Source organism: Nocardioides caldifontis (assembly GCF_008087345.1).
Lineage (GTDB): Bacteria > Actinomycetota > Actinomycetes > Propionibacteriales > Nocardioidaceae > Marmoricola_A > Marmoricola_A caldifontis.
In genome coordinates, this window is the sequence record NZ_ML701737.1 from 83,266 (window position 1) to 104,586 (window position 21,321).

The window sequence follows — 21,321 nt, forward strand, 5'->3', positions numbered from 1 at the left end:
GGTTGACCGGGCGCGGCCCCGGCTCATACGTTTGGACCCTAACGATCTCCGGAGGACGCCCATGCCGCTCGACGAACAGCTCCCGACGCACACCGAGGTCGAGGGCGTCCGGATCGACGTACGGCACTGGATCGGGGGCCGCCGGGTCGCCGGCGCCTCGACCTTCGCCGACATCTCCCCCATCGACGAGACCGAGATCGCCCAGGTCCACGCCGGCACCGCGACCGAGGTCGACGCCGCCGTCGCCGCCGCGCGCGAGGCGTTCCCGGCCTGGGCCGCGATGCCGGTCGCCGAGCGCTCCGCGATCCTGCGCCGCGTCGCCGAGGGCGTCGAGGCCCGCGTGGAGGAGCTGGCCCGGGTCGAGACCCGCGACAACGGGTCGCTGCTGCGCAGCCACCGGCGCGGGGTGATGCCGCGGGTGGCGATGAACTTCCGGTTCTTCGCCGACTACGCCGAGCAGCTCGCCCACCCCGACATGGAGGTCCGCGGCCACCGCGAGCGGATCAGCTACGACCCCGCCGGGGTCGTCGCGATCATCACGCCCTGGAACGCCCCGCTGATGCTGGCCACCTGGCGCATCGGCCCGGCGCTCGCCGCAGGGAACACCGTCGTGCTCAAGCCGCCGGAGTGGGCGCCGCTGACCGCGAGCCTGCTGGCCGACATCATGGCCGAGGCAGGCGTCCCCGACGGCGTCTTCAACGTCGTGCAGGGCACCGGCACCGAGGCCGGCGCACCCCTGTCGGCACACCCGGGGATCAACCGGCTGTCGTTCACCGGCTCCGTCCCCACCGCCGGCCGGGTGGCCGCCGCGGCGGCGCCGAACATCGTGCCGCTGTCGTTCGAGCTCGGCGGGAAGTCGCCGCTGGTGGTCTTCGAGGACTGCGACCTCGACCTCGCGGTGAACCTGACCGTCGAGCAGTTCGACAACGCCGGGCAGGTCTGCCTCGGCGCCTTCCGAGTGCTGGTGGCCGACTCGATCGCCGCGGAGTTCACCGAACGGGTGCTCGAGAAGGCGAAGCAGGTCGTCCAGGGCGACCCGCGCGACGAGGCGACCGACATCAGCGCGCTGGTCTCCCGGGTGCACTTCGACCGGGTCCGCGGCTTCGTCGAGCGGGCCATCGAGGGCGGCGCCCGGCCGATCCTGGGCGGCGGCCCCAACGAGGAGCTCGGCGGGCTGTTCTTCCGGCCGACGATCCTGGTCGACGCCAAGCCCGGCAGCGAGATCCTCACCGAGGAGGTCTTCGGCCCGGTGCTGACGATCCAGACCTTCTCCGACGAGGAGGAGGCCGTCGCGATGGCCAACGACACCCGCTTCGGCCTCGCCGCCACCCTGGTCACCGGCGACCCCGACCGCGCGGAGCGCGTGTCGGCCCGGCTCAACGCCGGCACCGTGTGGGTGAACTGCTTCTTCGTCCGCGACCTCGGCGCCCCCTTCGGCGGCAACGGCCGCTCGGGGATCGGCCGCGAGGGCGGGATCTGGTCGTTCGACTTCTACACCGACGTCAAGAACACGGTCTTCGCACCCGCGGGGTGGACCGTGGCTGGTTCCGAGGAGGGCTCAGATGGGTGAGGTGGTGGGCGCGGGGCTGCTCGCGCACGTGCCGACGATCGTGCTGCCGGAGGAGGTCCGCCGGGAGCTGAACAACGGCGAGGACAGCACCCTCGTCGAGGGGCTGCACCGGCTGCGGCGCGATGTCTTCGACATCCTCGACTACGACACCGTGGTCGTCCTCGACTCCCACTGGGCCACCACGGTCGAGTTCGTGGTGACCGCGCAGGACCGGCGCAGCGGGCTGTTCACCTCCGAGGAGCTCCCGCGAGGGATGTGCCGCCGCCCGTACGACTTCCCGGGCGACCCGGAGCTGGCGCACCTGATCGCGTCCAAGGGCCCGGAGCACTGCACCTGGATCACCGCGATCGACGACCACTCGCTGCCGATCTTCTACGCCACCACGAACCTGTGGGAGTTCCTCGGCCAGGGGCTTCCCGACAAGCGGTGGATCTCGATCGGCGTCTGCCAGACCGCGGACATGGAGGACAACCTCCGGCTCGGCCGGGCGCTGGGGCAGGCGATCGCCGAGTCGGACCGCAAGGTGCTGCTGATCGCGTCCGGCGCCATGTCGCACACCTTCTGGCCGCTGCGCGAGCTGCGCAAGCACGAGGCCGCCGGCAAGGAGCACATCTTCACCCCCGAGGCGTACGCCGCGGACATGGAGCGGCTCGAGTGGTTCGCCAAGGGCGACCACGCACGGGTGCTGGAGACGATGGGCGAGTTCTACCGGTTCAGGCCCGAGGCCCGGTTCGGCCACTACCTGATGATGATCGGCGCGCTTGGCGAGGGCGACTGCACGGCCCAGGGGCGGCTCTACAGCGAGTACGAGAATTCCATCGGAACCGGCCAGGTGCACGTCTGGTTCGACCGCCCCAGCGACGGGTTCCCCCCGGCCCGGCAGACGCCGCCGGACCCGGACTACCTCGCCCAGGTGGGCGCGCCCGACGTCCCCGCCGCCGGCTGACCGTGCTCGAGGCTGGTCGAGCCTGTCGACACCACCGTGGCTGGTTGAGCCTGTCGAAACCACCCCGCTGACAAGAAAGAGATCCATGAGAGAGACCCGTCGCATCCTCCTGGACGGCAACGCCGTCGACGTCGTACGACGCGGGGAGGTGCTCGTGGCCGGGGACGGCCGCGAGGTCGCGATCGCCGACGCGCTCCACCTGCCGCCGGTGACGCCGTCGAAGATCGTCTGCGTGCACCTGAACTACATCAGCCGGGTGAAGGAGCTCCAGACGAAGCTGCCGCCCGCGCCGACGTACTTCCACAAGCCGGTCTCCGCCCTCAACGCACACGACTCCGCGGTCGTGCGCCCCGAGGGGTGCAAGTGGCTCAACTACGAGGGCGAGATCGCGATCGTCATCGGACGGACCGCGCGCAACATCTCCCCCGACGAGGCCGGGGACTTCATCCGCGGCTTCACCGTCGCCAACGACTACGGGCTGCACGACTTCCGCGACACCGACTCCGGGTCGATGCTCCGCGTGAAGGGCGCCGACACGCTCTGCCCGGTCGGCCCGGGCGTCGTCGAGGGGTGGGACTTCCGCGGCAAGCAGATCCGCACCCTGGTCAACGGCGAGGTCAAGCAGGACGGCAACACCGACGAGATGCAGTGGGACATGCACTACCTCGTCGCCGACATCGCCCGCACCATCACCCTCCAGCCGGGCGACCTGCTGCTGTCGGGGACGCCGGCGATCTCGCGGACCGTGTACCCCGGTGATGTCGTCGAGGTCGAGGTCGAGGGGCTCGGCACGCTGCGGAACCACATCGTGTCCGGCCCGACCCCGATCCGCACCGACGTGGGCGCCCAGCCGACCGAGTCCGAGGAGGTCCTCTCGACCGCCCAGGGCGGCGACTGGGAGTTCCGCGGGATCCGCAAGCCGAAGCCCGCCGGGAGCTGACCTCGTGAGCAGCCGCCGTCCCCTCATCGCGCTGCCCTCGCGGTTCGCGGCGTCCACCTCGGCGCTGCGCTACGCCGCGGAGGTCAGCGCCCGTGAGCTCGTCGCCGCCGTCTACGCGGCCGGTGGCGAGCCTCTCCAGGTGCACCCCGACGGGTCGCTGGGCGACGACGAGGTCGCCGAGCGGCTGGCCTTCGCCGACGGGATCCTGCTGCCCGGCGGCGGCGACCTGTCCGGCCGCTGGTCGGGACAGGGGCACCACCCCTCGCTCTACGACGTCGACGAGGAGCAGGACGCCTTCGACCTCGCGGTGGCCCGGGTGGCCCTCGAGCGCGGGATCCCCACGCTCGCGGTCTGCCGCGGGCTCCAGGTGGTCAACGTCGTGCGCGGCGGCACGCTGATCCAGGACATGGACTCCCACGACACCGAGATCGGCCACCACCGCCACCGGGTCCACCACGTCACCGTCGACCAGGGCACGGTGCTGTGCGACGTCGTCGGCGAGTCCGTCGAGGTCTCCTGCTACCACCACCAGGCGCTGGACGTGATCGGCGAGGAGCTGGTCGTGACCGCGCGGTCGGAGGAGGGCGTCGTCGAAGGCGTCGAGATGCCGTCCGCGCCTGGCTGGTTCCTCGGGGTGCAGTGGCACCCGGAGGACAACTGGCGGACGGTGCCCCAGCAGCGCGCCGTCTTCGAGGCGCTGGTCACCGCCGCGGCGGCCTCGGTGGCGGCCCGATGAGCAGCGAGGCCACCACTCCCCGGATGCTGCTGATCCTCAGCGAGAACTGGACGCTGACGGACGGCCGCTCGCTCGGCGACCTGGTCCGCTGGGCGCAGGAGGCGGAGGACGCCGGCTTCGACGCCGTGATGCTGAGCGAGCACGTCGTCCTCGGCCCCGACGCCGGCGTCGACGGGGTGATGGCGAACCCGCGCGCCTACGCGATGCCGGGCAACCAGGACCCCGCCACTCCGTGGCCCTCCTCGCTGATGCTCCTCTCGGCGATCGCGGCCGCGACCTCACGGGTGCGGCTCGTCGCCAGCGCGGTGATCGCCCCGCTGCGCCACCCGCTCCTGCTCGCCCGCGAGCTCGGCACCCTCGACCTGCTCTCGCAGGGCCGGCTGGTCGTGCAGCCGAACGTCAGCTGGAGCCGCGACGAGTACGCCGCGCTCGGCGTCCCGTTCCACGAGCGGGGCCGGATCCTCGACGAGCAGCTGGAGATCCTCGACCTGGTCTGGCGCAGCTCCCCCGCGTCGTACGACGGGAAGTACTTCTCCTTCGCCGACACCTACCTCGAGCCGAAGGCGTACCGCCCCGACGGGCCGCGACTGTGGTTCGGCGGCCAGCGCGCCTCGGGGCCGGTGCTGCGCCGGCTGGTGAGGTACGGCCACGGGTTCCACCCGCTCGGCCGGCAGACCCCGGAGAGCCTCGCCGCCGTGCGGTCCGCGCTCGCCGACGCCGGCCGCTCGCTCGACGACCTCGAGATGATCGGCGGCGTCCGCGCGGTCTTCCCCGACGACGACTCCTGCGCCGACCTCGGGCAGGCGATGGAGGCGATCCCCGAGCAGTGGGAGCAGGGGTTCCGGACGTTCTGCGTGAAGCCGTCGCAGTTCATCGACGACCAGGCGGAGATGGGCTCCTTCTGCCGCGAGGTCGTCCGCCGCGCCGCCACCCTCGTCTGACCCGACCCGTCGCGTCTTCACCCCGCAACCCCGCCGAGCCGTCGCATCTTCACGCCGGAACCGGCCCGAGCCGTCGCATCTCACGCCGGAACCGGCCCGAGCCGGCGCTAGCTGGCGGGCGCCCGACCGACCAGCGACGCCAGGTCGTACCACCACGACAGCCGGTGCGGCCGTCCGTCGTAGTCCTTGCGCTGGTTGGCGCCGCTCGTCCCGGGGAGCACGAAGACCTGCGCCTCGCCGACGTACCAGTCCTGGGGGCCGAGCCCGGGGCGACCGCGGCGGCCGAGCGACTTCGACGCCCAGTGCGCGGTGCCCTTGCTGGTGAAGGCGAGCCACTCCGGCTGCCAGGCCTCCACCTTCTCGACCAGCTCGTCGATCTCGACCCACGCCGGGTCCCAGTGGCCGACGAGGTCGGTGAGCCCGTAGCCGTGCTCGACGATGCGGGCGTCCTCCTCCGGCCGCAGCCGCGTCGGGGTCAGCCCGCTGAGGTGGAGCATCTCCCAGAAGTTGTTGCCCGGCGTCTCGTAGTAGTGGTCGCGGGTCTTGGTCGACTCCGCCCCCGCCATCCCGCAGAACACGACGAGTGGCTCGGGTCCGACGATGTCGGGCAGCACCTCCATGGCCGCCAGCGTGGCAGGACGCGCCAACTCGAGCCCGTCCGGCAGGAAAGACGCGCCGACTCGGCACCGAGTGAAGATGCGACGACTCGGCCATGGTCAGCCGTGAAGATGCGACGGCTCGGCGGGGGCCGCGGAGGGTCAGGTGGTGGGGTCGTGCTCCTCGGCCACGGTCACGATGTGGCGCAGCGACTCGGTGAGCGTGGTGATGTCGGCGCCGGGGATGCCGGCGACGAGCTCGGCCTCGGCCCGGTTGAACTCGGGGTAGAGCTCCGCCATCAGCTCCTCACCCTTGTCGGAGAGCTGGAGCGAGACGAGCCGACGGTCGACGGCGGACGGCACCCGGTCGATCAGCCCACGGGCCACCAGTGTCTTGGTGACGCCGGTCAGCGTGGCCTTGGAGATGCCGACGCTCTCCGCGACGTGGCGGGTCTCCATCGAGCGCCACAGCCAGAGCAGCCACATGACGAGGAACCCGGTCCACGTCAGGTCGTGCGGCCGCAGCACGGTGTTGGTCAGGTGGCTCCGGGCGGCGTTGGCCGCCCGGTAGAGGCTCATGATCGCGTGGGCGGCGGGGAAGTCGACGGCCAGCCTCCCGACCCGCTCCTGCGTCGCGCGCTCGGTCTCCTCCAGGGAGTGCTGGTCGGGCATGGGGCGACCCTACTCAGACAGCTTCGCGAGGGTACGGCCGCCGTTCCAGGTCACGCCGACCTGGCGGTAGTAGCCGCCGATGACCTCGTCGACGCTGAGCCGGGACAGCTCCTCGGTCGGAGAGTCGAAGAGCCGCAGCTCGACGTCGCCGGACCAGGCCGGCCCGCCCTCGAACGACGCGCCCGCGGACTCGATCAGCTCGGCGTACGCGTCGCCACGGCCGTCGATCGAGGGGTACACGCGGTGGTGCGCCATCGGGTGCCCGTTGACGAAGCCGTTCGACGGCACCTCCTCGCGGAGCGTCAGCACCGCCTCGGCAAGCCGGCGGTCGCCCGCGGCGAGCGTCGCGCCGAAGACGCCGCCGACGGCGATCTGCGGGGCGGCCTGCGCGAACGGGTGCGGCCGGGTCTGCCACATCGAGCCGAGCTTCTTCGGGTAGCCCTGGTGCAGCCCGCGCAGGATCGCGAAGTCCTTGTCGACCCAGATGTAGACGCAGCGGGAGTACGTGCGGCCCTCGAACGAGCACCGCACCACCACGAAGCACTCCTTGTACTGCGAGCGCACCGGGTCCAGCAGCTCCTCGCGCGAGCTCGAGCACGACTGCCAGTCCGCCCAGATCAGCGCGACCGCGCCCGGGTCCTCCTCGGCGAGCGACAGCGGCTCCGGGAGGAGCTCGGCCACCCGCGCTGGGTCGGTGCGGTACTCCACCGTCAGCAGGTCACCGGAGTAGGACCACGGCGGACTCGGGATCAGGGACGCCTGACCGGTCGCCGTGCGCGGGTAGAAGAAGCCCTGCTGCTGCCCCATCCGGAGCCCTCCTCAAAGGTCGTTAGGGACCGTACGATAGCCCGGGAAGCGGGACTTCGGAACCTCTTGCGTGGCCCGGGTCACGTGTTACTGTTCGGGCCCGAACGATTGCCAGGAGGACGCCTGTGGCGCACTTCGACACCAGCGGGCTGCAGCCCGCCGCGGACCGGCTCGCTGCGGAGGGCATCGACGTCGTCCGCATCGGATACGCCGACCTGATCGGCACCGACCGCGGTCGCGACGTGCTCGTCAACCACTTCGCGCGCACGGTGAGCAGCGGCGTGGCCTTCTGCCGCTCGGTGCTGGGGACCACCCCGCGCGGCGGCGTGGTGGACATCGAGGGCGGGTTGAGCGACGGGCTCCCTGACATCCTCGCCTTCCCCGACGTCAGCACGCTGCTCCCCGTGCCGTGGGAACCGGGCGTCGCGCACGCGATCGCCGACCTCTACAACGCCGACGGCACACCGGCCGAGGACAGCCCGCGCCACGTCCTCCGGACGATCGTCGAGCAGTTCGAGGAGCTCGACATGGTCCCGATGGTCGGCCCCGAGCTGGAGTTCTACCTGCTCGAGCAGGATGACTCCCACCAGGGCTGGAAGCGGTACGGCGAGGGCACCGGCAACGTCTACGTCGCCGGGCTGAAGGGCGACCCGCAGAACGTGCTGCTGGACTCCCTCCGCCAGCTGGGCAAGTACGGCATCGACGTCGTCGCGGCGAACCACGAGTTCAGCTCCGGCCAGTTCGAGATCAACCTCTGGCACGGCCCGGCCCTCGACGCCGCCGACCGCGCCCACCGGTTCAAGGCCGCCGTCAAGGAGCTGGCCCGCAAGCTCGGCCACCTCGCGACGTTCATGCCGAAGCCGTTCAACGACGAGGGCGGCTCCGGCTTCCACCTGCACTTCTCGATGTGGAGCCCGGACGACCGGCCGCTCTTCGACGACCCGAGCGCGCCGGACGGGCTCTCCGAGGTCGCCCGCCACGCCATCGGCGGCATCCTCGCGCACGCCCCCGCGCTCGCCGCGCTCTCGAACCCGACGATCAACTCCTACAAGCGGTTCGGGCCGGACACGCTCGCCCCGTGGCTGATCGACTGGGGGCTCGACAACCGCAGCGCGATGGTGCGGATCCCGCCGGAGCGCGGCTCCTCGGCGCGGCTCGAGCTCCGGCTCGGCGACTCCAGCGCCAACCCCTACCTCGCCACCGCCGCCCTGCTGGCCGGCGCGCTCCTCGGCGTGCGGAACAAGATCGAGCCGCCGGAGGCGCTCGTGGGCTACGGCTACGACACCGCGAAGGCCGACATGCTCCCGACCAGCCTGTCCGAGGCGCTCGACGCCCTCGAGCAGGACAAGGAGGTCTGCGAGGTGCTCGGGTCGCGCTTCGTGGCGGCTTTCCTCGCCTACAAGCGCGACGAGATCACCCGCTTCAACTCCTGGATCACCGACTGGGAGTTCCAGGAGTACACGTACCACATCTGACAGCCACCCAGGACGACTGCGCTGCAGCACCAGGAGGACCGATGCCCCAGCACCCGCCCGTACCTCTGGACGAGGTCGACCTCGCCGACATCGACGGCTTCGCCGACGGCCGCGGCTTCGCGATGTTCGACACGCTGCGCCGCGAGGACCCGGTGCACTGGAACCCCGAGCCGGCGCCGAACCACGGGTTCTGGGCCGTCACGAGGTACGACGACATCTGGGCCGTCGACAAGGACAGCGAGACCTTCACCTCCACGGAGTTCGTCAACCTCGAGGAGGTCCCCGAGGAGCTCCGCGAGAAGCGGCGTTCGCTGCTGGAGATGGACGGCGAGCGGCACTTCGCGCTGCGGAAGCTGATCGTCCGCGAGTTCACCCCGCGCAACCTGATGAAGAACTACGAGACGTTCCTCCGGGCGCTGACGCGGGAGACCATCGACAACGCGCTGCAGCAGGACGAGTTCGACTTCGTCGAGAAGGTCAGCGCGGACTTCCCGATCCAGGTGCTCGCACGGCTGCTCGACGTCCCGCGCGAGGACACCAAGCAGCTGATCGCGTGGGGCAACGAGTTCGTCGGGAACACCGACCCCGACTACGCCAAGGTGCTCGCCGACTCCGAGGAGGGCGAGAAGTACAACCACCTGCCGTTCCGCTCCCCCACCGTGCAGGAGGTCTGGGACTACGGCACCGAGCTCCGCGACCAGCGACGGGGCGGCGACGGCAACGACCTGATCAGCCAGCTGACCAACAAGGTGCCCGAGGACGGCATCCCGCTCAGCGACAACGACTTCAACCAGTACTTCACGCTGCTGGTGATCGCCGGCAACGAGACGACCCGCCACGCGATCAGCTCCACCATGCTCGCCCTGATCGAGCAGCCGGACCAGCTGCGGCTCTTGCAGCAGCAGCCGGAGCTGATCCCGAACGCGGTCGAGGAGTTCCTCCGCTGGGCCTCGCCGGTCTACCACTTCCGCCGCACCGCGACCCGCGACGTCGAGCTCGGCGGCAAGCAGATCAAGAAGGGCGACAAGGTCGTCATGTGGTTCCCCTCGGGCAACCGCGACGAGTCGGTCTTCCCCGACCCCTACAAGCTCGACGTGACGCGCACGAACGTCGACCACATGACGTTCGGCAAGGGCAGCCCGCACCTGTGCCTGGGCAACAACCTGGCACGCATGGAGATCCGGCTGATGTTCGAGGAGCTCCTCCCCCGTCTCAGGGAGATCGAGCTCACCGGCGAGGTCAAGCGGGTGCGGTCGAACTTCGTCAACGGCATCAAGAAGATGCCGGTGCGGGTCGAGGCCGCCTGACCAGCAGCTGACACAGCATCACCGGGCGTTTCCGGTCACTCGGTGACTGGGAACGCCCGGTGATCGCTTGTCAGGTCAGCGGGTGCCGGTCTCGTCGGCGACGAGCCGGTCCATGATCCGGCGCACCTGGACCGCGGCGGCGTCGGCGGCGACGAGCACGTCGGCGCGCGGGCCGTCCTCGGACACAATGCGCTGCATGTCCTCGAGGGCCTCACGGACGGCGCGGTAGTAGCCGTCCATCAGCGGCGTGAGCGTGCCGGTGGCCGCCGAGGAGTCGGCGAAGTTCCGGCTGACCCGCCAGACGTGGCGGGTGGAGGTCTCGTCCACCGGGGTCAGCGCGTGGGTGAAGACGAAGCTCGCGCGCCCCTCGGGGGTGTCCGCGTGCCACCGGTCGACCCACAGTCCGGGTGACAAGAACTCACCCTCCTCCCGCTGCGGGTATGCCTCGTCGGCCGGGACGCCGAGCATCGGCGCCTGCCACGCGGGGACCGGGACGGGTGGGTACTGCCGGGCGAACGACATCCCGGTCTCGCTGACGGTGACCTCGAGCGGCGGCATCGGACCGGCGACGAGGGCCGGCGGAGCGACCTCCGGCCGCACGTGCGCGACGTGGGTGATGTCGGAGAAGTTGTCGAGGAGCAGCCGGAGCGGCGCCTGGGTGACCCAGCTGTCGCCGAAGGTCACCCACTCGGGGTCCTGCAGCCACGGCGCCTGCGGCGGGGGCCGGAGCCGGGCCAGGTTGGGGTCGCCGGTCCAGACCCAGACGAACGACCCGTCGTCGTGCACGGGGAAGGCCCGCACGCGCGCACCGATCGGCACGTTCGCCTGCGTGGGTACGGCGACGCAGCGGCCGTCCGGGGCGTAGCGGAACCCGGTGTAGCCGGCCACGATGTCGTCGCCCTCGAGCCGCCCGCTGCTCAGCGGCACCGGACGGTGGGCGCACCGGTCCTCGAGCGCGACGGCGTCGCCGGCGACGGTGCGGTAGACGACGACCCGGTTCCCGAGCATCCGTCGGGAGAGCGGCGCGCGGCCCACCTCGTCGCTGGTCGCGGCGGCGTACCACGCGTTGTGGGGTACGTCGACGCAGCGACGTCGCGGCTGGGCCGTCGTGTCGGCGGGGCTGGTGGGCACGGTCGAGATCCTCATCCCCGGGCTCCTCAGGCGTCCAGGACCAGGCGGGCCCCGCGGCAGCGGGACACGCAGACCATCATGACCTCGCCCGACTCCTGCTCGTCGGGGTCGAGGACGGAGTCGCGGTGGTCGATCTCCCCCTCGACGACCTCGGTCTCGCAGGTGCCGCAGGTGCCCTCCATGCAGGAGGCGAGCACCGAGACGCCGGCGTCGCGCATCGCCTGGAGGACCGACTTGTCCTCCGGCACGGTCGTCGTGATGCCGGAGCGCTGGAGCACCAGCTCGAAGGCGGTGTCGGCGCCCTCGCGCTCGACGGCCTTGGGCGAGAACCGCTCGAGGTGCAGCGCGCCGGACGGCCAGCTCGCGCACCGCTCCTCCACCGCCTGCAGCAGCGGCTCCGGGCCGCAGCAGTAGACCAGCGTGCGGTCGTCGGGCGACCCCAGGATCGTCGCCAGGTCGAGCAGCCCGGCCTCGTCCTGCGGGACCACGGTCACCCGGTCGCCGTACTGCTCGAGCCGGTCGAGGTAGGCCATCGAGGAGCGGGTGCGTCCGCCGTAGTGCAGGTGCCAGTCGGCGCCGGCCGCGTCGGCCTCCTCGATCATCGGCAGCAGCGGCGTGATCCCGATGCCGCCGGCAACGAAGAGGTAGCGCGGCGCGCTCACCAGCGGGAAGTGGTTGCGGGGGCCCCGGATCCGCACGGTCGCGCCCGGGGTGAGCTCGTGGACGCGCTTGGAGCCGCCGCGGGTGTCGGGCGCGAGGAGCACGGCGACCTTGAGCGCGGAGGGGTCCGCGGGGCTGCCGCAGAGGGAGTACTGCCGGACCGTGTCGTGGTCGAGCACGAGGTCGATGTGGGCCCCCGGTGTCCAACCCGGCAGCGCGAGCCCGTCGGGATGTGCCATCGTCACCTCGACGACGTCCTCGGCCGGTCGGGTGACCGCGGTGACGACCACGTCGGCCTCGTACTCGTTGACGACGGTCGGTGTCGGTGAGGTCATGAGGGTGGCTCCGGTGGGATGTCGTCGCGCGCCCGCCGCGCAACCGTTAGGATCCGAACGATAACGCCGTCCCCGACAGCCCACAAGGAGGCCTCCATGCGAGCCCTGGTGATCCAGCACGACCACGTGTCACCCCCCGGGCTGGTCGGCGAGCGCCTCGTGGAGCGCGGCTACGACCTCGTCGAGCACCAGGTCGTGCCCGAGGAGAGCTTCTTCGCCCCGGGCGTCGAGACGGAGTTCCCCGACCCGCGCGAGTTCGACCTCGTCGTCCCGATGGGGTCGCCGTGGCCGGTCTACGACACCGAGCTGATCGGCTCGTGGGTGAAGCCCGAGATGGAGCTGCTCCGCGAGGCCGACGAGGCCGGCGTGCCGGTGCTCGGCCTCTGCTTCGGCGGCCAGCTGCTGGCCGCCACCCACGGCGGCCGCGTCGAGCGCGGCGAGCAGGCCGAGCTCGGCTGGGTGCACGACATCGTCACCGACGACCCGGCCCTGGTCCCCCAGGGCCCGTGGTTCGAGTGGCACTACGACCGGTGGCACGTCCCGCCGGGCGCGAAGGAGGTCGCGCGCAACGACGTCGCGTCGCAGGCCTTCGTGCTCCGCCGCAACCTCGCGCTGCAGTTCCACCCCGAGCTCGACCCCGCGATGCTCGAGGGGTGGCTGACCAACGGCGGCGCGGACGAGCTCGAGCGGGCCGGGCTGGTCCTCGACGAGGTGCGCGCGGTCACCGAGCAGCAGCTGCCGGCGGTCCGGCTGCGCACGCACGCGCTGGTCGACGCGTTCCTCGAGCGGGTCGCCGCCGGCCCGCTGACCTGAGGCTCAACCGGCGTCGGTTTCCGCCCGCCTCGTGAGCAGGTGGGCGCGCTCGGCGTCGTTGCCGCACATCGCCAGTGCGGCGTCGTAGGCCGTGCGGGCCTCGTCGTACCGGCCGAGGCGGGCCAGCAGCTCGGCCCGGACCGCGGGCAACCGGTGGCCGGGCAGCGCCACGCCCGACAGGGCGGCCAGTCCCGCCTGCGGACCCGAGGCCTCGGCCACGGCGACCGCGCGGTTGAGCCGGACCACCGGTGAGTCGACGAGGTCGAGCAGCTCGTCGTAGCGCTGCACGATCCGCTCCCACGCGGTCTCCCCGGGCGAGGGGGCGATGGCGTGCTCGGCCGCGACCAGCGCCTGGAGGAGGTACGGCGAGGGCGGCGCGTGCACCCAGGGCTGCAACAGCTCCACCGCCTCGGCGACCTCGTCGTGACGCCAGAGCCCCCGGTCCTGGTCCGGGAGCAGGACCAGCGCGCCGTCCCGCACCCGGGCGTCGCGTCGCGAGTGCTGGAGCAGCATCAGCGCCAGCAGGGCGTCGAGCTCGGCCTGGTCCCGCTCCGGGAGCCCGGCAGGCAGGACGGAGCGGAGCACCGCGACGAGGCGGAGCGCCTCTCCCGCGACGTCGGCCCGGAGCACGTCCGCCCCGCTCCCGGGTGCGTACCCCGCGGTGAAGGCGAGGTAGGCGACGTCCTCCACGAACGTGACCCGGCCGGGCAGCGCGTCCGGCGGCGGCAGCTCGAACCGCGCGCCGGCGAGTCGCTTGCGCGCCCGGGTCAGCCGCGCGGCCATCGTCGGGGTCGGGACGAGGAAGAGCCGCGCGACGTCCTCGGTGGTCACCCCCATCACCAGCCGCAGGGTCAGCGCGGCCGCCGCCTCGCGGGACAGCGAGGGGTGCGCGCAGAGCAGCACGAGCCGGAGCCGTTCGTCCACGAGCACCTCTCCGCTGTCCGCCATCGTGCGCTGGGCCTCCTGCGCGAGCTCCGCCTCGACCGCGAGCACCGGCACGCGCCGGGCGGCCACCGCCTCGGCGCGGAGCCGGTCGAGCGCGCGGCGCCGGGCCGCGGTGAGCAGCCACGCCGCCGGGTTCGCGGGGACGCCGTCGGCCGGCCACGTGCGGGCGGCAGCCTCGACGGCGTCGGCGAGCGCGTCCTCGGCGAGGTCGAGCCGCCCGAAGCGGGCCACGAGGAGCGCGAGGAGCCGGCCCCAGTCGTCCCGGACGACCTCCTCGAGCACCGTCACCGAGGCATCACCCGGGCTCCATGTCGATGATCGGACGCACTTCCACCGAGTAGCTCTCCGGGAGCTCTCGGGCCGCCTCGAGCGCGGTCTCGAGGTCGGCCACGTCGATGAGGAAGAAGCCGCCGAGCTGCTCGACGGTCTCGGCGTAGGGGCCGGCGACGACGGACCGGACGCCAGCGTCGTCCGCCGGCCGCAGGGTGCGGGCCTGGTCGGGCGAGGCAAGGGCGTCCCCGCCGAGCATGGAGCCGCGCTCCTCGACCGCACGGGCGAACGCTTCGAACCGGGCGAACGCCGCCTCGTGCTCGGCGGCGTCAGCCGCCTCCCACCGGGCGAAGGAGTCCTTCTCCGCCATCAGCACCAGGAACTTCACGACGGGTCACCTTCGTGGTCGATGGTGGCCCGGACCTCGACCCCGCCGTCGTCCCCGGCCAGCAGGCCGCAGAGCTGCAGCAGGTCGTCGAGGTCGTCGCTCTGCACCAGGTAGAACCCGGAGAGCTGCTCCACCGCCTCGGCGTAGGGGCCGTCGCTCACCACCGCTCCGGAGCCGTTGCTGCGCACGACCTTCGCGGTCCGGGAGTGGGTCAGCTCGGCGCCACCGACGATCGTGTGGCCGCGCTCGGCGAGGAGCCGTGAGAACTCCTCGTGGCGGGCGTAGGTGGCCGCGCGCTCCTCGGGGCTCGCCGCCTCCCACACCGACTCGTCGCCGGGCAGCAGCACCGCGTACGTCGTCACACCGGTCATCGTGTCCTCCTCGCGTCGGGGGTTGTCAATGACATGACGCGCGAGGAGGACCCGATTCGACACTCCGGTCACTCGAGGTTCGCGGCCTCCGCGGCGATGGTGGTGGAGTCGCCGTGGCCGGTGTGGACGACCGTCTCCGGCGGCAGCGTCATCAGCCGCTCGCGGATCGAGGTGAGGATCGTCGGCTTGTCGCTGTACGAGCGGCCGGTGGCCCCGGGTCCGCCCTGGAACAGCGTGTCCCCGGTGAAGACGCACCCGAGGTCGGCGGCGAGGAAGCAGACCGCCCCCGGCGCGTGGCCCGGCGTGTGCAGGACGGTCAGGGTGGTGCCGGCGACCGGGACCTCCTGGCCGTCGCGCAGCTCGACGTCCCAGAACAGGTCGGGGTGGGTCATCTCCCACAGCGGCCGGTCGTCGGGGTGCAGGTGGATCGGCGCACCCGTGGCGTCCCGCAGGGCCGGGGCGACGCGGACGTGGTCGTCGTGGGCATGGGTGCACAGGATCCCGAGGAGCCGGCGGTCGCCGACCACCTCGAGGATCCTCCCGGCGTCGTGCGGCGCGTCGATGACGACGCACTCCCGGTCGTCGCCGACCACCCAGACGTTGTTGTCGACGTCGAAGGTCTGCCCGTCGAGCGAGAACGTCCCCGAGGTGACGGCGTGGTCGATGCGCGCGGTCACGGGAGCACCACCACGCTGCGCAGCACGTCGCCGTGGTGCATCTTCTCGAAGGCCGCCTCGATGTCGTCGAGCCCGATGCGCTCGGAGACGAACGCGTCGAGGTCGAGCCGCCCCTGCTGGTAGAGGTCGACCAGCATCGGGAAGTCGCGGCTCGGCAGGCAGTCGCCGTACCACGACGACTTGAGCGCGCCGCCCCGGCCGAAGACGTCGATCAGCGGGATGTCCGGGATCCGCATGTCCGGCGTCGGGACGCCGACGAGCACGACCGTGCCGGCGAGGTCGCGGGCGTAGAAGGCCTGCTTCCAGGTCTCCGGGCGGCCGACCGCGTCGATCACCACGTCGGCGCCGAAGCCGCCGGTGAGTGCCTGGATCGCCTCGACCGGGTCCTGCTCCTTGCTGTTCACGGTGTGGGTGGCGCCGAACTTCCGCGCCCACTCCAGCTTCCGGTCGTCGATGTCGACGGCGATGATCGTGCCCGCCCCGGCGAGCGCCGAGCCGGCGACCGAGGCCGCACCGACACCGCCGCAGCCGATCACCGCGACGCTCCGGCCGCGGGTCACCGCGCCGGTGTTGATCGCGGCGCCGATGCCGGCCATCACGCCGCAGCCGAGGAGCCCGACCGCAGCGGGGTCGGCGTCCGGGGCGACCTTGGTGCACTGGCCCGAGTGGACCAGCGTCTTCTCGATGAACGCGCCGATGCCGAGCGCCGGCGACAGCTCGGTGCCGTCCTCCAGCGTCATCTTCTGCGAGGCGTTGTGGGTGGCGAAGCAGTACCACGGCTCCCCGCGCAGACAGGCGCGGCAGTTGCCGCAGACCGCACGCCAGTTCAGCACCACGAAGTCGCCGGGCGCGACGTTGACGACGCCCTCGCCCACGGCCTCCACGATCCCGGCCGCCTCGTGGCCGAGCAGGAAGGGGAACTCGTCGTTGATGCCGCCCTCGCGGTAGTGCAGGTCGGTGTGGCAGACCCCGCAGGTCTGGATCTTCACCACGGCCTCACCCGGGCCCGGGTCGGGAACGTTGATGGTCTCGACCGAGACCGGCTTCCCCTTGGCCCTGGCCACCACTCCACGAACTTGCTGCATTCCCTCTCCTCTGGTCGTACCGCCTTGGTCGCGGGACCAACCTAGGCGACCGCGCCGACAGGAGGGAGTGCCGGTAGGCGGCTCCGCGGCCTACCCTCGGGGCATGGACGGACCCGAGGGACTGCTGGTGGTAGGTGACGGGCCGGTGAGCGAGGCTTTGGTGGCGATGACCGGGGTGCTCGGGTGGCGTCCGACGGTCGCCACCACGCTGCCCGAGGTGGAGGCGGCACTCCCCTCGGTCCGGGCCGTCGTGGTCACCAGCCACGACGAGGAGGTGGACGCCGCGGCGATCGCGCGGGCCCTGGACGCCGGCGTCGACTACCTCGGCGGGATGGGCTCCCGGCCCACTCAGGCACGTCGCCGTGCCTGGCTCCTCGACCACGGCGTGACCGAGGAGCGGCTCGCGTCGGTGCGCGGCCCGGCGGGGCTCGACATCGGCGCCGACGGCCCGGCCGAGATCGCGCTGTCGATCCTGGCCGAGGCGCTCGCCGTGCTCCGCGGCGTCGAGGTGACCGGCGCGATCAGCGACCGCGACGGCCCGATCCACCCGGACAAGGCGCCCGGCGAGGCGTTCTGCCCGACGGGCTGATCAGCGCCAGTCGACCTCGGCCGCGGTCGCACCGCCGGAGAGCCGGGCGTAGCCGGGTCCCCGGTCGAAGAAGGGCTGCTCGGCGCGCTCGGCTCGGCGGGCGCGCCGGGTCTCCTCCGTCGCGACGGCGTCGAAGCCCGGCTCCTCGGCGTCGCCGGTGAGCACCACGCCGTAGTCACGCAGCGCACCTCCCGGCGAGACCTTCTGCCAGACGACGTCGCGGACGACGAGCTCGGGGTCGCGGTCGAGCGGGTCGCCCCAGCCGCCCCCGCCGGTGGTCCGGATCCGGATCACCTCGCCGGCCCGCACCGGCTCGGCGTCGGCGAGGGCGTCGACCTCGCGCTCGTTCGGGCCACCCGGGTCCACGACCACCTCGAACGGCCGGCCCGCGAGGCCGCCGCGGACACCCCAGCAGGCGAGGATCGACCGGTCGGCGATCGACATGAAGTGCGCGTCGCGGAGCATCCGGATGTGCTTCTCGTAGCCGAGGCCGCCGCGGTGCTTCCCCGGCCCTCCGGAGTCGACGGCGAGCGACAGCCGCTCGACCAGGAACGGGAACCGCGACTCGGTGAACTCCGACGGGAGGTTCCGGGAGTCGGGCACCACGTGGATGGTGTCTTCGCCGTCGGCGTACGGGCGGCCGCCGGAGCCACCGCCGAGCACCTCCCTCATGAGGTACGGGCGGCCGTCGGTCCCGGTCCCGTAGACGCCGGTGTAGCGGATCGTCTCCTGGTCGGCGGGCATCTCGCCGTCGACCGCCTTCGCCAGCACGCCGGCGAGCACGCCGAGGAGCCGCAGGATCACGAAGGTACGGGCGTTGGTGGGCGCCGGGAACTCCGGCGTGAGCAGCGTCCCGGGCTCCGGGAACCGCATCTCGATCAGCGGCACCACACCCTCGTTGACGTCGAGCTCGGCCATCCGCTCGGGGGTGGCGGCGAGGTTGCGCAGGATCGGGGCGAGCCACTTCTTGAGGAAGACGCCGTCGCTGTAGTCGCCGCAGTGGTTGATCGGCCCCTTCGCCTGCGGGCCGGTGCCGTCGAAGTCGATGACCAGCCGCTCGCCGTCCGGGTCGTCGGCGGCGGTGCGGGTGAGGGTGATCCGTTGCGTGTGCAGCCGTGGCTCGTCGACGCCGTCGTGCTCGGCGTAGTCCTCCCACACCCAGCTCCCGACCGGGATCCGGGAGAGGATCTCGCGCCGGTAGGTCTGGGTGGTGCGGTCGATGATCGCGTCGAAGCAGCACTCGACGGCGTCGCGGCCGTACCGCTCGAAGAGCTCCCCGAGCCGACGCGCCCCCATCAGGCAGGCGGAGCACTCGGCGTCGAGGTCGGCCGCGAGCGACTCCGGCATCCGGGAGTTGCGGGTCATGATCGTCAGCGCCGCACGGTTGGGGACGCCGGCGTCCCAGAGCTTGATGGGCGGCACCATCAACCCTTCCTCGAACACCGTCGTCGCGCCGCTCGGCATCGATCCGGGCACCCGCCCGCCGATGTCGTCATGGTGACCAAAAGCCTGCACGAAGGCGACGACCTGCCCGCCGCTGAAGACCGGCACGGTCACGCACAGGTCGGGGAGGTGGCCGATGCCGCCCTCGGACTCGTAGACGTCGTTGTGGAAGAACACGTCGCCGGGCCGCATCTCCTCGATCGGGAAGTCGCGGGCGACCGGGTGGACCAGCGCGGAGTAGGACCGGCCGGTGAGCTTGCGGAGCCGGCGGTCGTGGATGCCGACGCGGAAGTCGTGGGCGTCGCGGATCATCGGGCTCCGGCTGGTGCGGGCGATCGCCGTCTCGACCTCCTGCTCCACGCTGGCCAGCGAGCCCTGCACGATCTCCACGAGCACCGGGTCGGCGCTCGCACCTGCGTCCTGCGTCAGCGTCCCGAAGGGGAACTGGGTGGGGACCCTGCGCGACATCACGCCTCCTCAGCGACGGTCGAGACCACCAGGTTCCGGTGGCTGTCCACCCGGGCGGTGAACCCGGGGTGCAGCGGGACGGTGGAGCCGTACTCCTCCACGATCGCGGGACCGTGCACCACCTGTCCCGGCTGCAGGTCGGGACGCCACAGGACCGGCGTCGGGACGTGGCCGGCCGAGGCTTCGAAGCAGACCGGCCGCTCGCCGCGCGGCGTCGGAGCCGCTTCCCCGGTGGCCGGCTCGGCGGCCCGCAGCTCCGGGCGTCTGATCGGCCCGATGCCGGTCAGCCGGAGGTTGACCCACTCCACCTGCTGGCGGGGATCGGTCGCGAAGTCGTAGCCGTAGAGCGCCCGGTGCTCGTCGTGGAACGCCCGCGCGACCCCGTCGAGCACGTCGGAGGTGAGCGGCCCGTCCGGCACCGCCACCCGCACCTCGAACGCCTGCCCGTAGTAGCGGAGGTCGGCGCTCCGCACCAGCCGGTGCTCCTCGTCGTCGAACCCCTCACGCACGAGCGCCTCGGTGGCCTGGCCGGCGAGCTCGCCGTACACCTGCTCGAGGGTGGTGCCCTCGACGTCGCGGTGGAGCCGGACGTAGGTCCGCACGTAGTCGTTCTTCACGTCGACCGTGAGCAGCCCGAACGCGGAGACGTTGCCCGGGTCCGGCGGCACGAGCACCGTCGGGATGCCGAGCACGTCCATCAGCCGGCAGAGCAGCAACGACCCCGAGCCGCCGAACGTGGTGAGCACGAAGTCGCGGACGTCGAGCCCGCGCTTCACGGTGACCTGGCGGAGCGCGTTGGCCTGGTTCCACGCGGAGATCTCGAGGACGCCGACGGCGCACTCCTCCGGTGTGATCGCGAGCTCCGCCGCGAGCCGTTCGACGCCCTCCCGGGCACGGTCGACGTCGAGCGGGATCTCGCCACCGAGGAGGTGAGGAGGGATCCGGCCGAGCACCACGTGCGCATCGGTGACGGTGACCTCGGTGCCGCCCTTGGCGTAGCAGAGTGGTCCGGGGTCCGCGCCCGCCGAGCGGGGGCCCACCTTGAGGTTGCCCTCGGGCGAGAGCCACGCGACCGAGCCGCCACCCGCACCGACGGTGACGACGTCGATCATCGGGATCTTGCTCGGGTAGGCGCCCACGGTCCCCTCTGTCGTCAACGTGGGCTCGCCACCGACGACGACCGCGACGTCCGTCGAGGTGCCGCCGCCGTCGCAGGTGAGGACTTGGTCGAAGCCGGCGACGTGCGCGATCATCGCCGCCCCGAGCGCCCCTGCGGCCGGCCCGGACAGGACGGTGGTGATCGGCTGGTGCACGACCTCGTCGGCGGAGAGCACTCCCCCGTTGGACTTCATGACGTGGAAGGGCACCTCACCGACCTCGGCGGCCAGGCGCCGCTTGATGTTGCCGACGTAGCGGGAGAGTCGGGGCTTCACGGCGGCGTCCACGAGCGTGGTGACGGAGCGTTCGTACTCGCGGTACTCACGCAGCACCTCGCTGGAGATCGAGACCACCGCCGCGGGGTGCTCCTCGGCGATGAGGTCGCGCATCCGCTGCTCGTGCGCGGGGTTGGCGTACGCGTGCAGGAAGCTGACGCCGAGCGTGGTGATGCCGCGCTCGCGGAACCACCGGGCGGTGCGGCGGGCGCCCTCCTCGTCGAGCGGGCGCAGCTCGGCCCCCGTGTGGTCCAGCCGCCCCTCGACGCCGCGGACCCGGTGGCGGGGCACGATGCGGTCGGGCTTCACCCAGAAGTAGGAGTTCCCGTAGCCGTCGGGGACGCTCTGCCGGGCGATCTCGAGCATCGCCTCGTACCCGGCGTTGGTGACGAAGCCGAGCCGCTCGACCTTGCCCTCGAGCAGCTGGTTGGTCGCGACCGTCGTGCCGTGGCTGACGGAGGCGATGTGCTCGGCTGCCCGCGGCCCGTCGAGCCCCATGAGCCCGAGCACCTTGGCGATGCCGGTCATGAATCCGTCCGCGGGGTCGGCCGGGGTCGACGGTGTCTTCGTGGTGGTCGTCGCCCCGGTCGCCTCGTCGAAGGCCACGACGTCGGTGAACGTGCCGCCGGTGTCGATGCCGATCCGGATCGTCCGTCGCGGGTCCTGAGTCGTCACGGGGTGATTACACCCGGTACGACGCCCCGACGGGACCGTGGACCGGTC

The 21,321-nt window shown here is 72.1% G+C and carries 20 protein-coding genes and 1 pseudogene; 9 read left to right on the forward strand and 12 right to left on the reverse strand.

From position 1 onward, the window contains the following. The first annotated feature begins 61 nt into the window (after positions 1-61). The 5 genes from FIP57_RS06075 to FIP57_RS06095 all read left to right on the forward strand — a co-directional run bounded on the left by FIP57_RS06075 (position 62) and on the right by FIP57_RS06095 (position 5,133). Positions 62-1,570, forward strand: a complete 1,509-nt coding sequence (locus FIP57_RS06075; RefSeq protein WP_148572646.1) for an aldehyde dehydrogenase — start codon at positions 62-64, stop codon at positions 1,568-1,570. Next, entirely contained in the window at positions 1,563-2,516 is a 954-nt protein-coding gene (locus FIP57_RS06080; protein WP_148572647.1) for a 3,4-dihydroxyphenylacetate 2,3-dioxygenase, read from the forward strand. The genes FIP57_RS06075 and FIP57_RS06080 overlap by 8 nt, the downstream gene beginning before the upstream one ends. Positions 2,517-2,601: 85 nt before the next feature. Then, a complete protein-coding gene (locus FIP57_RS06085; protein ID WP_148572648.1) occupies positions 2,602-3,456 on the forward strand; it encodes a fumarylacetoacetate hydrolase family protein in 855 nt (284 codons plus the stop codon). Positions 3,457-3,460: 4 nt separating this feature from the next. After that, complete coding sequence (locus FIP57_RS06090; protein WP_148572649.1) at positions 3,461-4,192, forward strand: gamma-glutamyl-gamma-aminobutyrate hydrolase family protein; 732 nt, start codon at positions 3,461-3,463, stop codon at positions 4,190-4,192. Next, positions 4,189-5,133 carry a TIGR03619 family F420-dependent LLM class oxidoreductase gene (locus FIP57_RS06095; RefSeq protein WP_238993320.1) on the forward strand — a complete coding sequence of 315 codons (945 nt, stop codon included), beginning with the start codon at positions 4,189-4,191 and terminating at the stop codon, positions 5,131-5,133. The genes FIP57_RS06090 and FIP57_RS06095 overlap by 4 nt, the downstream gene beginning before the upstream one ends. A gap of 107 nt (positions 5,134-5,240) precedes the next feature. On the opposite strand, the gene FIP57_RS06100 is transcribed toward FIP57_RS06095, so the two are convergent. The 3 genes from FIP57_RS06100 to FIP57_RS06110 all read right to left on the reverse strand — a co-directional run bounded on the left by FIP57_RS06100 (position 5,241) and on the right by FIP57_RS06110 (position 7,208). Beyond that, positions 5,241-5,753 (reverse strand): mismatch-specific DNA-glycosylase, encoded by a 513-nt coding sequence (locus tag FIP57_RS06100; RefSeq protein WP_148572650.1) that lies wholly within the window; start codon positions 5,751-5,753, stop codon positions 5,241-5,243. 138 nt (positions 5,754-5,891) lie between these two features. Next, a complete protein-coding gene (locus tag FIP57_RS06105) occupies positions 5,892-6,401 on the reverse strand; it encodes a MarR family winged helix-turn-helix transcriptional regulator (protein ID WP_148572651.1) in 510 nt (169 codons plus the stop codon). Between the two features lie 9 nt (positions 6,402-6,410). Further along, positions 6,411-7,208, reverse strand: coding sequence for an acetoacetate decarboxylase family protein (locus FIP57_RS06110; protein ID WP_148572652.1), 798 nt, complete (start codon positions 7,206-7,208; stop codon positions 6,411-6,413). A 125-nt stretch (positions 7,209-7,333) separates the two neighbouring features. Between FIP57_RS06110 and FIP57_RS06115 the strand changes: the two genes are divergently transcribed. Further along, positions 7,334-8,683, forward strand: coding sequence for a glutamine synthetase family protein (locus FIP57_RS06115; protein ID WP_148572653.1), 1,350 nt, complete (start codon positions 7,334-7,336; stop codon positions 8,681-8,683). A 41-nt stretch (positions 8,684-8,724) separates the two neighbouring features. Beyond that, on the forward strand, positions 8,725-9,990 hold the full coding sequence (locus FIP57_RS06120) for a cytochrome P450 (RefSeq protein WP_148572654.1): 1,266 nt from the start codon (positions 8,725-8,727) through the stop codon (positions 9,988-9,990). 75 nt (positions 9,991-10,065) lie between these two features. Here the strand turns inward: FIP57_RS06120 and FIP57_RS06125 are convergent, their stop codons facing one another. Together FIP57_RS06125 and FIP57_RS06130 are read right to left on the reverse strand one after the other, a co-directional pair. Continuing rightward, the gene (locus FIP57_RS06125) at positions 10,066-11,136 is read right to left on the reverse strand and encodes an aromatic ring-hydroxylating oxygenase subunit alpha (protein ID WP_148572655.1); all 1,071 of its coding nucleotides are present in this window, start codon (positions 11,134-11,136) and stop codon (positions 10,066-10,068) included. Between the two features lie 11 nt (positions 11,137-11,147). After that, positions 11,148-12,074, reverse strand: a pseudogene (locus FIP57_RS06130) (PDR/VanB family oxidoreductase); the annotation flags it as partial. 138 nt (positions 12,075-12,212) lie between these two features. Here FIP57_RS06130 and FIP57_RS06135 point away from each other — a divergent pair. After that, positions 12,213-12,929: a type 1 glutamine amidotransferase gene (locus FIP57_RS06135; RefSeq protein ID WP_148572657.1), complete on the forward strand. Its 717-nt coding sequence runs from the start codon at positions 12,213-12,215 to the stop codon at positions 12,927-12,929. Positions 12,930-12,932: 3 nt separating this feature from the next. Here the strand turns inward: FIP57_RS06135 and FIP57_RS06140 are convergent, their stop codons facing one another. The 5 genes from FIP57_RS06140 to FIP57_RS06160 all read right to left on the reverse strand — a co-directional run bounded on the left by FIP57_RS06140 (position 12,933) and on the right by FIP57_RS06160 (position 16,665). Next, a complete protein-coding gene (locus tag FIP57_RS06140) occupies positions 12,933-14,162 on the reverse strand; it encodes an RNA polymerase sigma factor (protein ID WP_148572658.1) in 1,230 nt (409 codons plus the stop codon). Between the two features lie 7 nt (positions 14,163-14,169). Then, positions 14,170-14,532 (reverse strand): YciI family protein, encoded by a 363-nt coding sequence (locus FIP57_RS06145; RefSeq protein WP_238993321.1) that lies wholly within the window; start codon positions 14,530-14,532, stop codon positions 14,170-14,172. Further along, on the reverse strand, positions 14,529-14,903 hold the full coding sequence (locus tag FIP57_RS06150) for a YciI family protein (RefSeq protein ID WP_148572659.1): 375 nt from the start codon (positions 14,901-14,903) through the stop codon (positions 14,529-14,531). The genes FIP57_RS06145 and FIP57_RS06150 overlap by 4 nt, the downstream gene beginning before the upstream one ends. A 68-nt stretch (positions 14,904-14,971) precedes the next feature. Continuing rightward, complete coding sequence (locus FIP57_RS06155) at positions 14,972-15,580, reverse strand: MBL fold metallo-hydrolase (protein ID WP_148572660.1); 609 nt, start codon at positions 15,578-15,580, stop codon at positions 14,972-14,974. After that, positions 15,577-16,665 carry an S-(hydroxymethyl)mycothiol dehydrogenase gene (locus tag FIP57_RS06160; RefSeq protein ID WP_148572661.1) on the reverse strand — a complete coding sequence of 363 codons (1,089 nt, stop codon included), beginning with the start codon at positions 16,663-16,665 and terminating at the stop codon, positions 15,577-15,579. Before FIP57_RS06160 ends, FIP57_RS06155 begins: the two co-directional genes overlap by 4 nt. Positions 16,666-16,768: 103 nt before the next feature. Here FIP57_RS06160 and FIP57_RS06165 point away from each other — a divergent pair, with 103 nt between their 5' ends. Next, positions 16,769-17,254 (forward strand): XdhC family protein, encoded by a 486-nt coding sequence (locus FIP57_RS06165; RefSeq protein ID WP_162529695.1) that lies wholly within the window; start codon positions 16,769-16,771, stop codon positions 17,252-17,254. On the opposite strand, the gene FIP57_RS06170 is transcribed toward FIP57_RS06165, so the two are convergent. Together FIP57_RS06170 and FIP57_RS06175 are read right to left on the reverse strand one after the other, a co-directional pair. Beyond that, entirely contained in the window at positions 17,255-19,165 is a 1,911-nt protein-coding gene (locus FIP57_RS06170; RefSeq protein WP_148572663.1) for a hydantoinase B/oxoprolinase family protein, read from the reverse strand. Then, positions 19,165-21,273 (reverse strand): hydantoinase/oxoprolinase family protein, encoded by a 2,109-nt coding sequence (locus tag FIP57_RS06175; protein WP_148572664.1) that lies wholly within the window; start codon positions 21,271-21,273, stop codon positions 19,165-19,167. Before FIP57_RS06175 ends, FIP57_RS06170 begins: the two co-directional genes overlap by 1 nt. Positions 21,274-21,321: the final 48 nt, after the last annotated feature.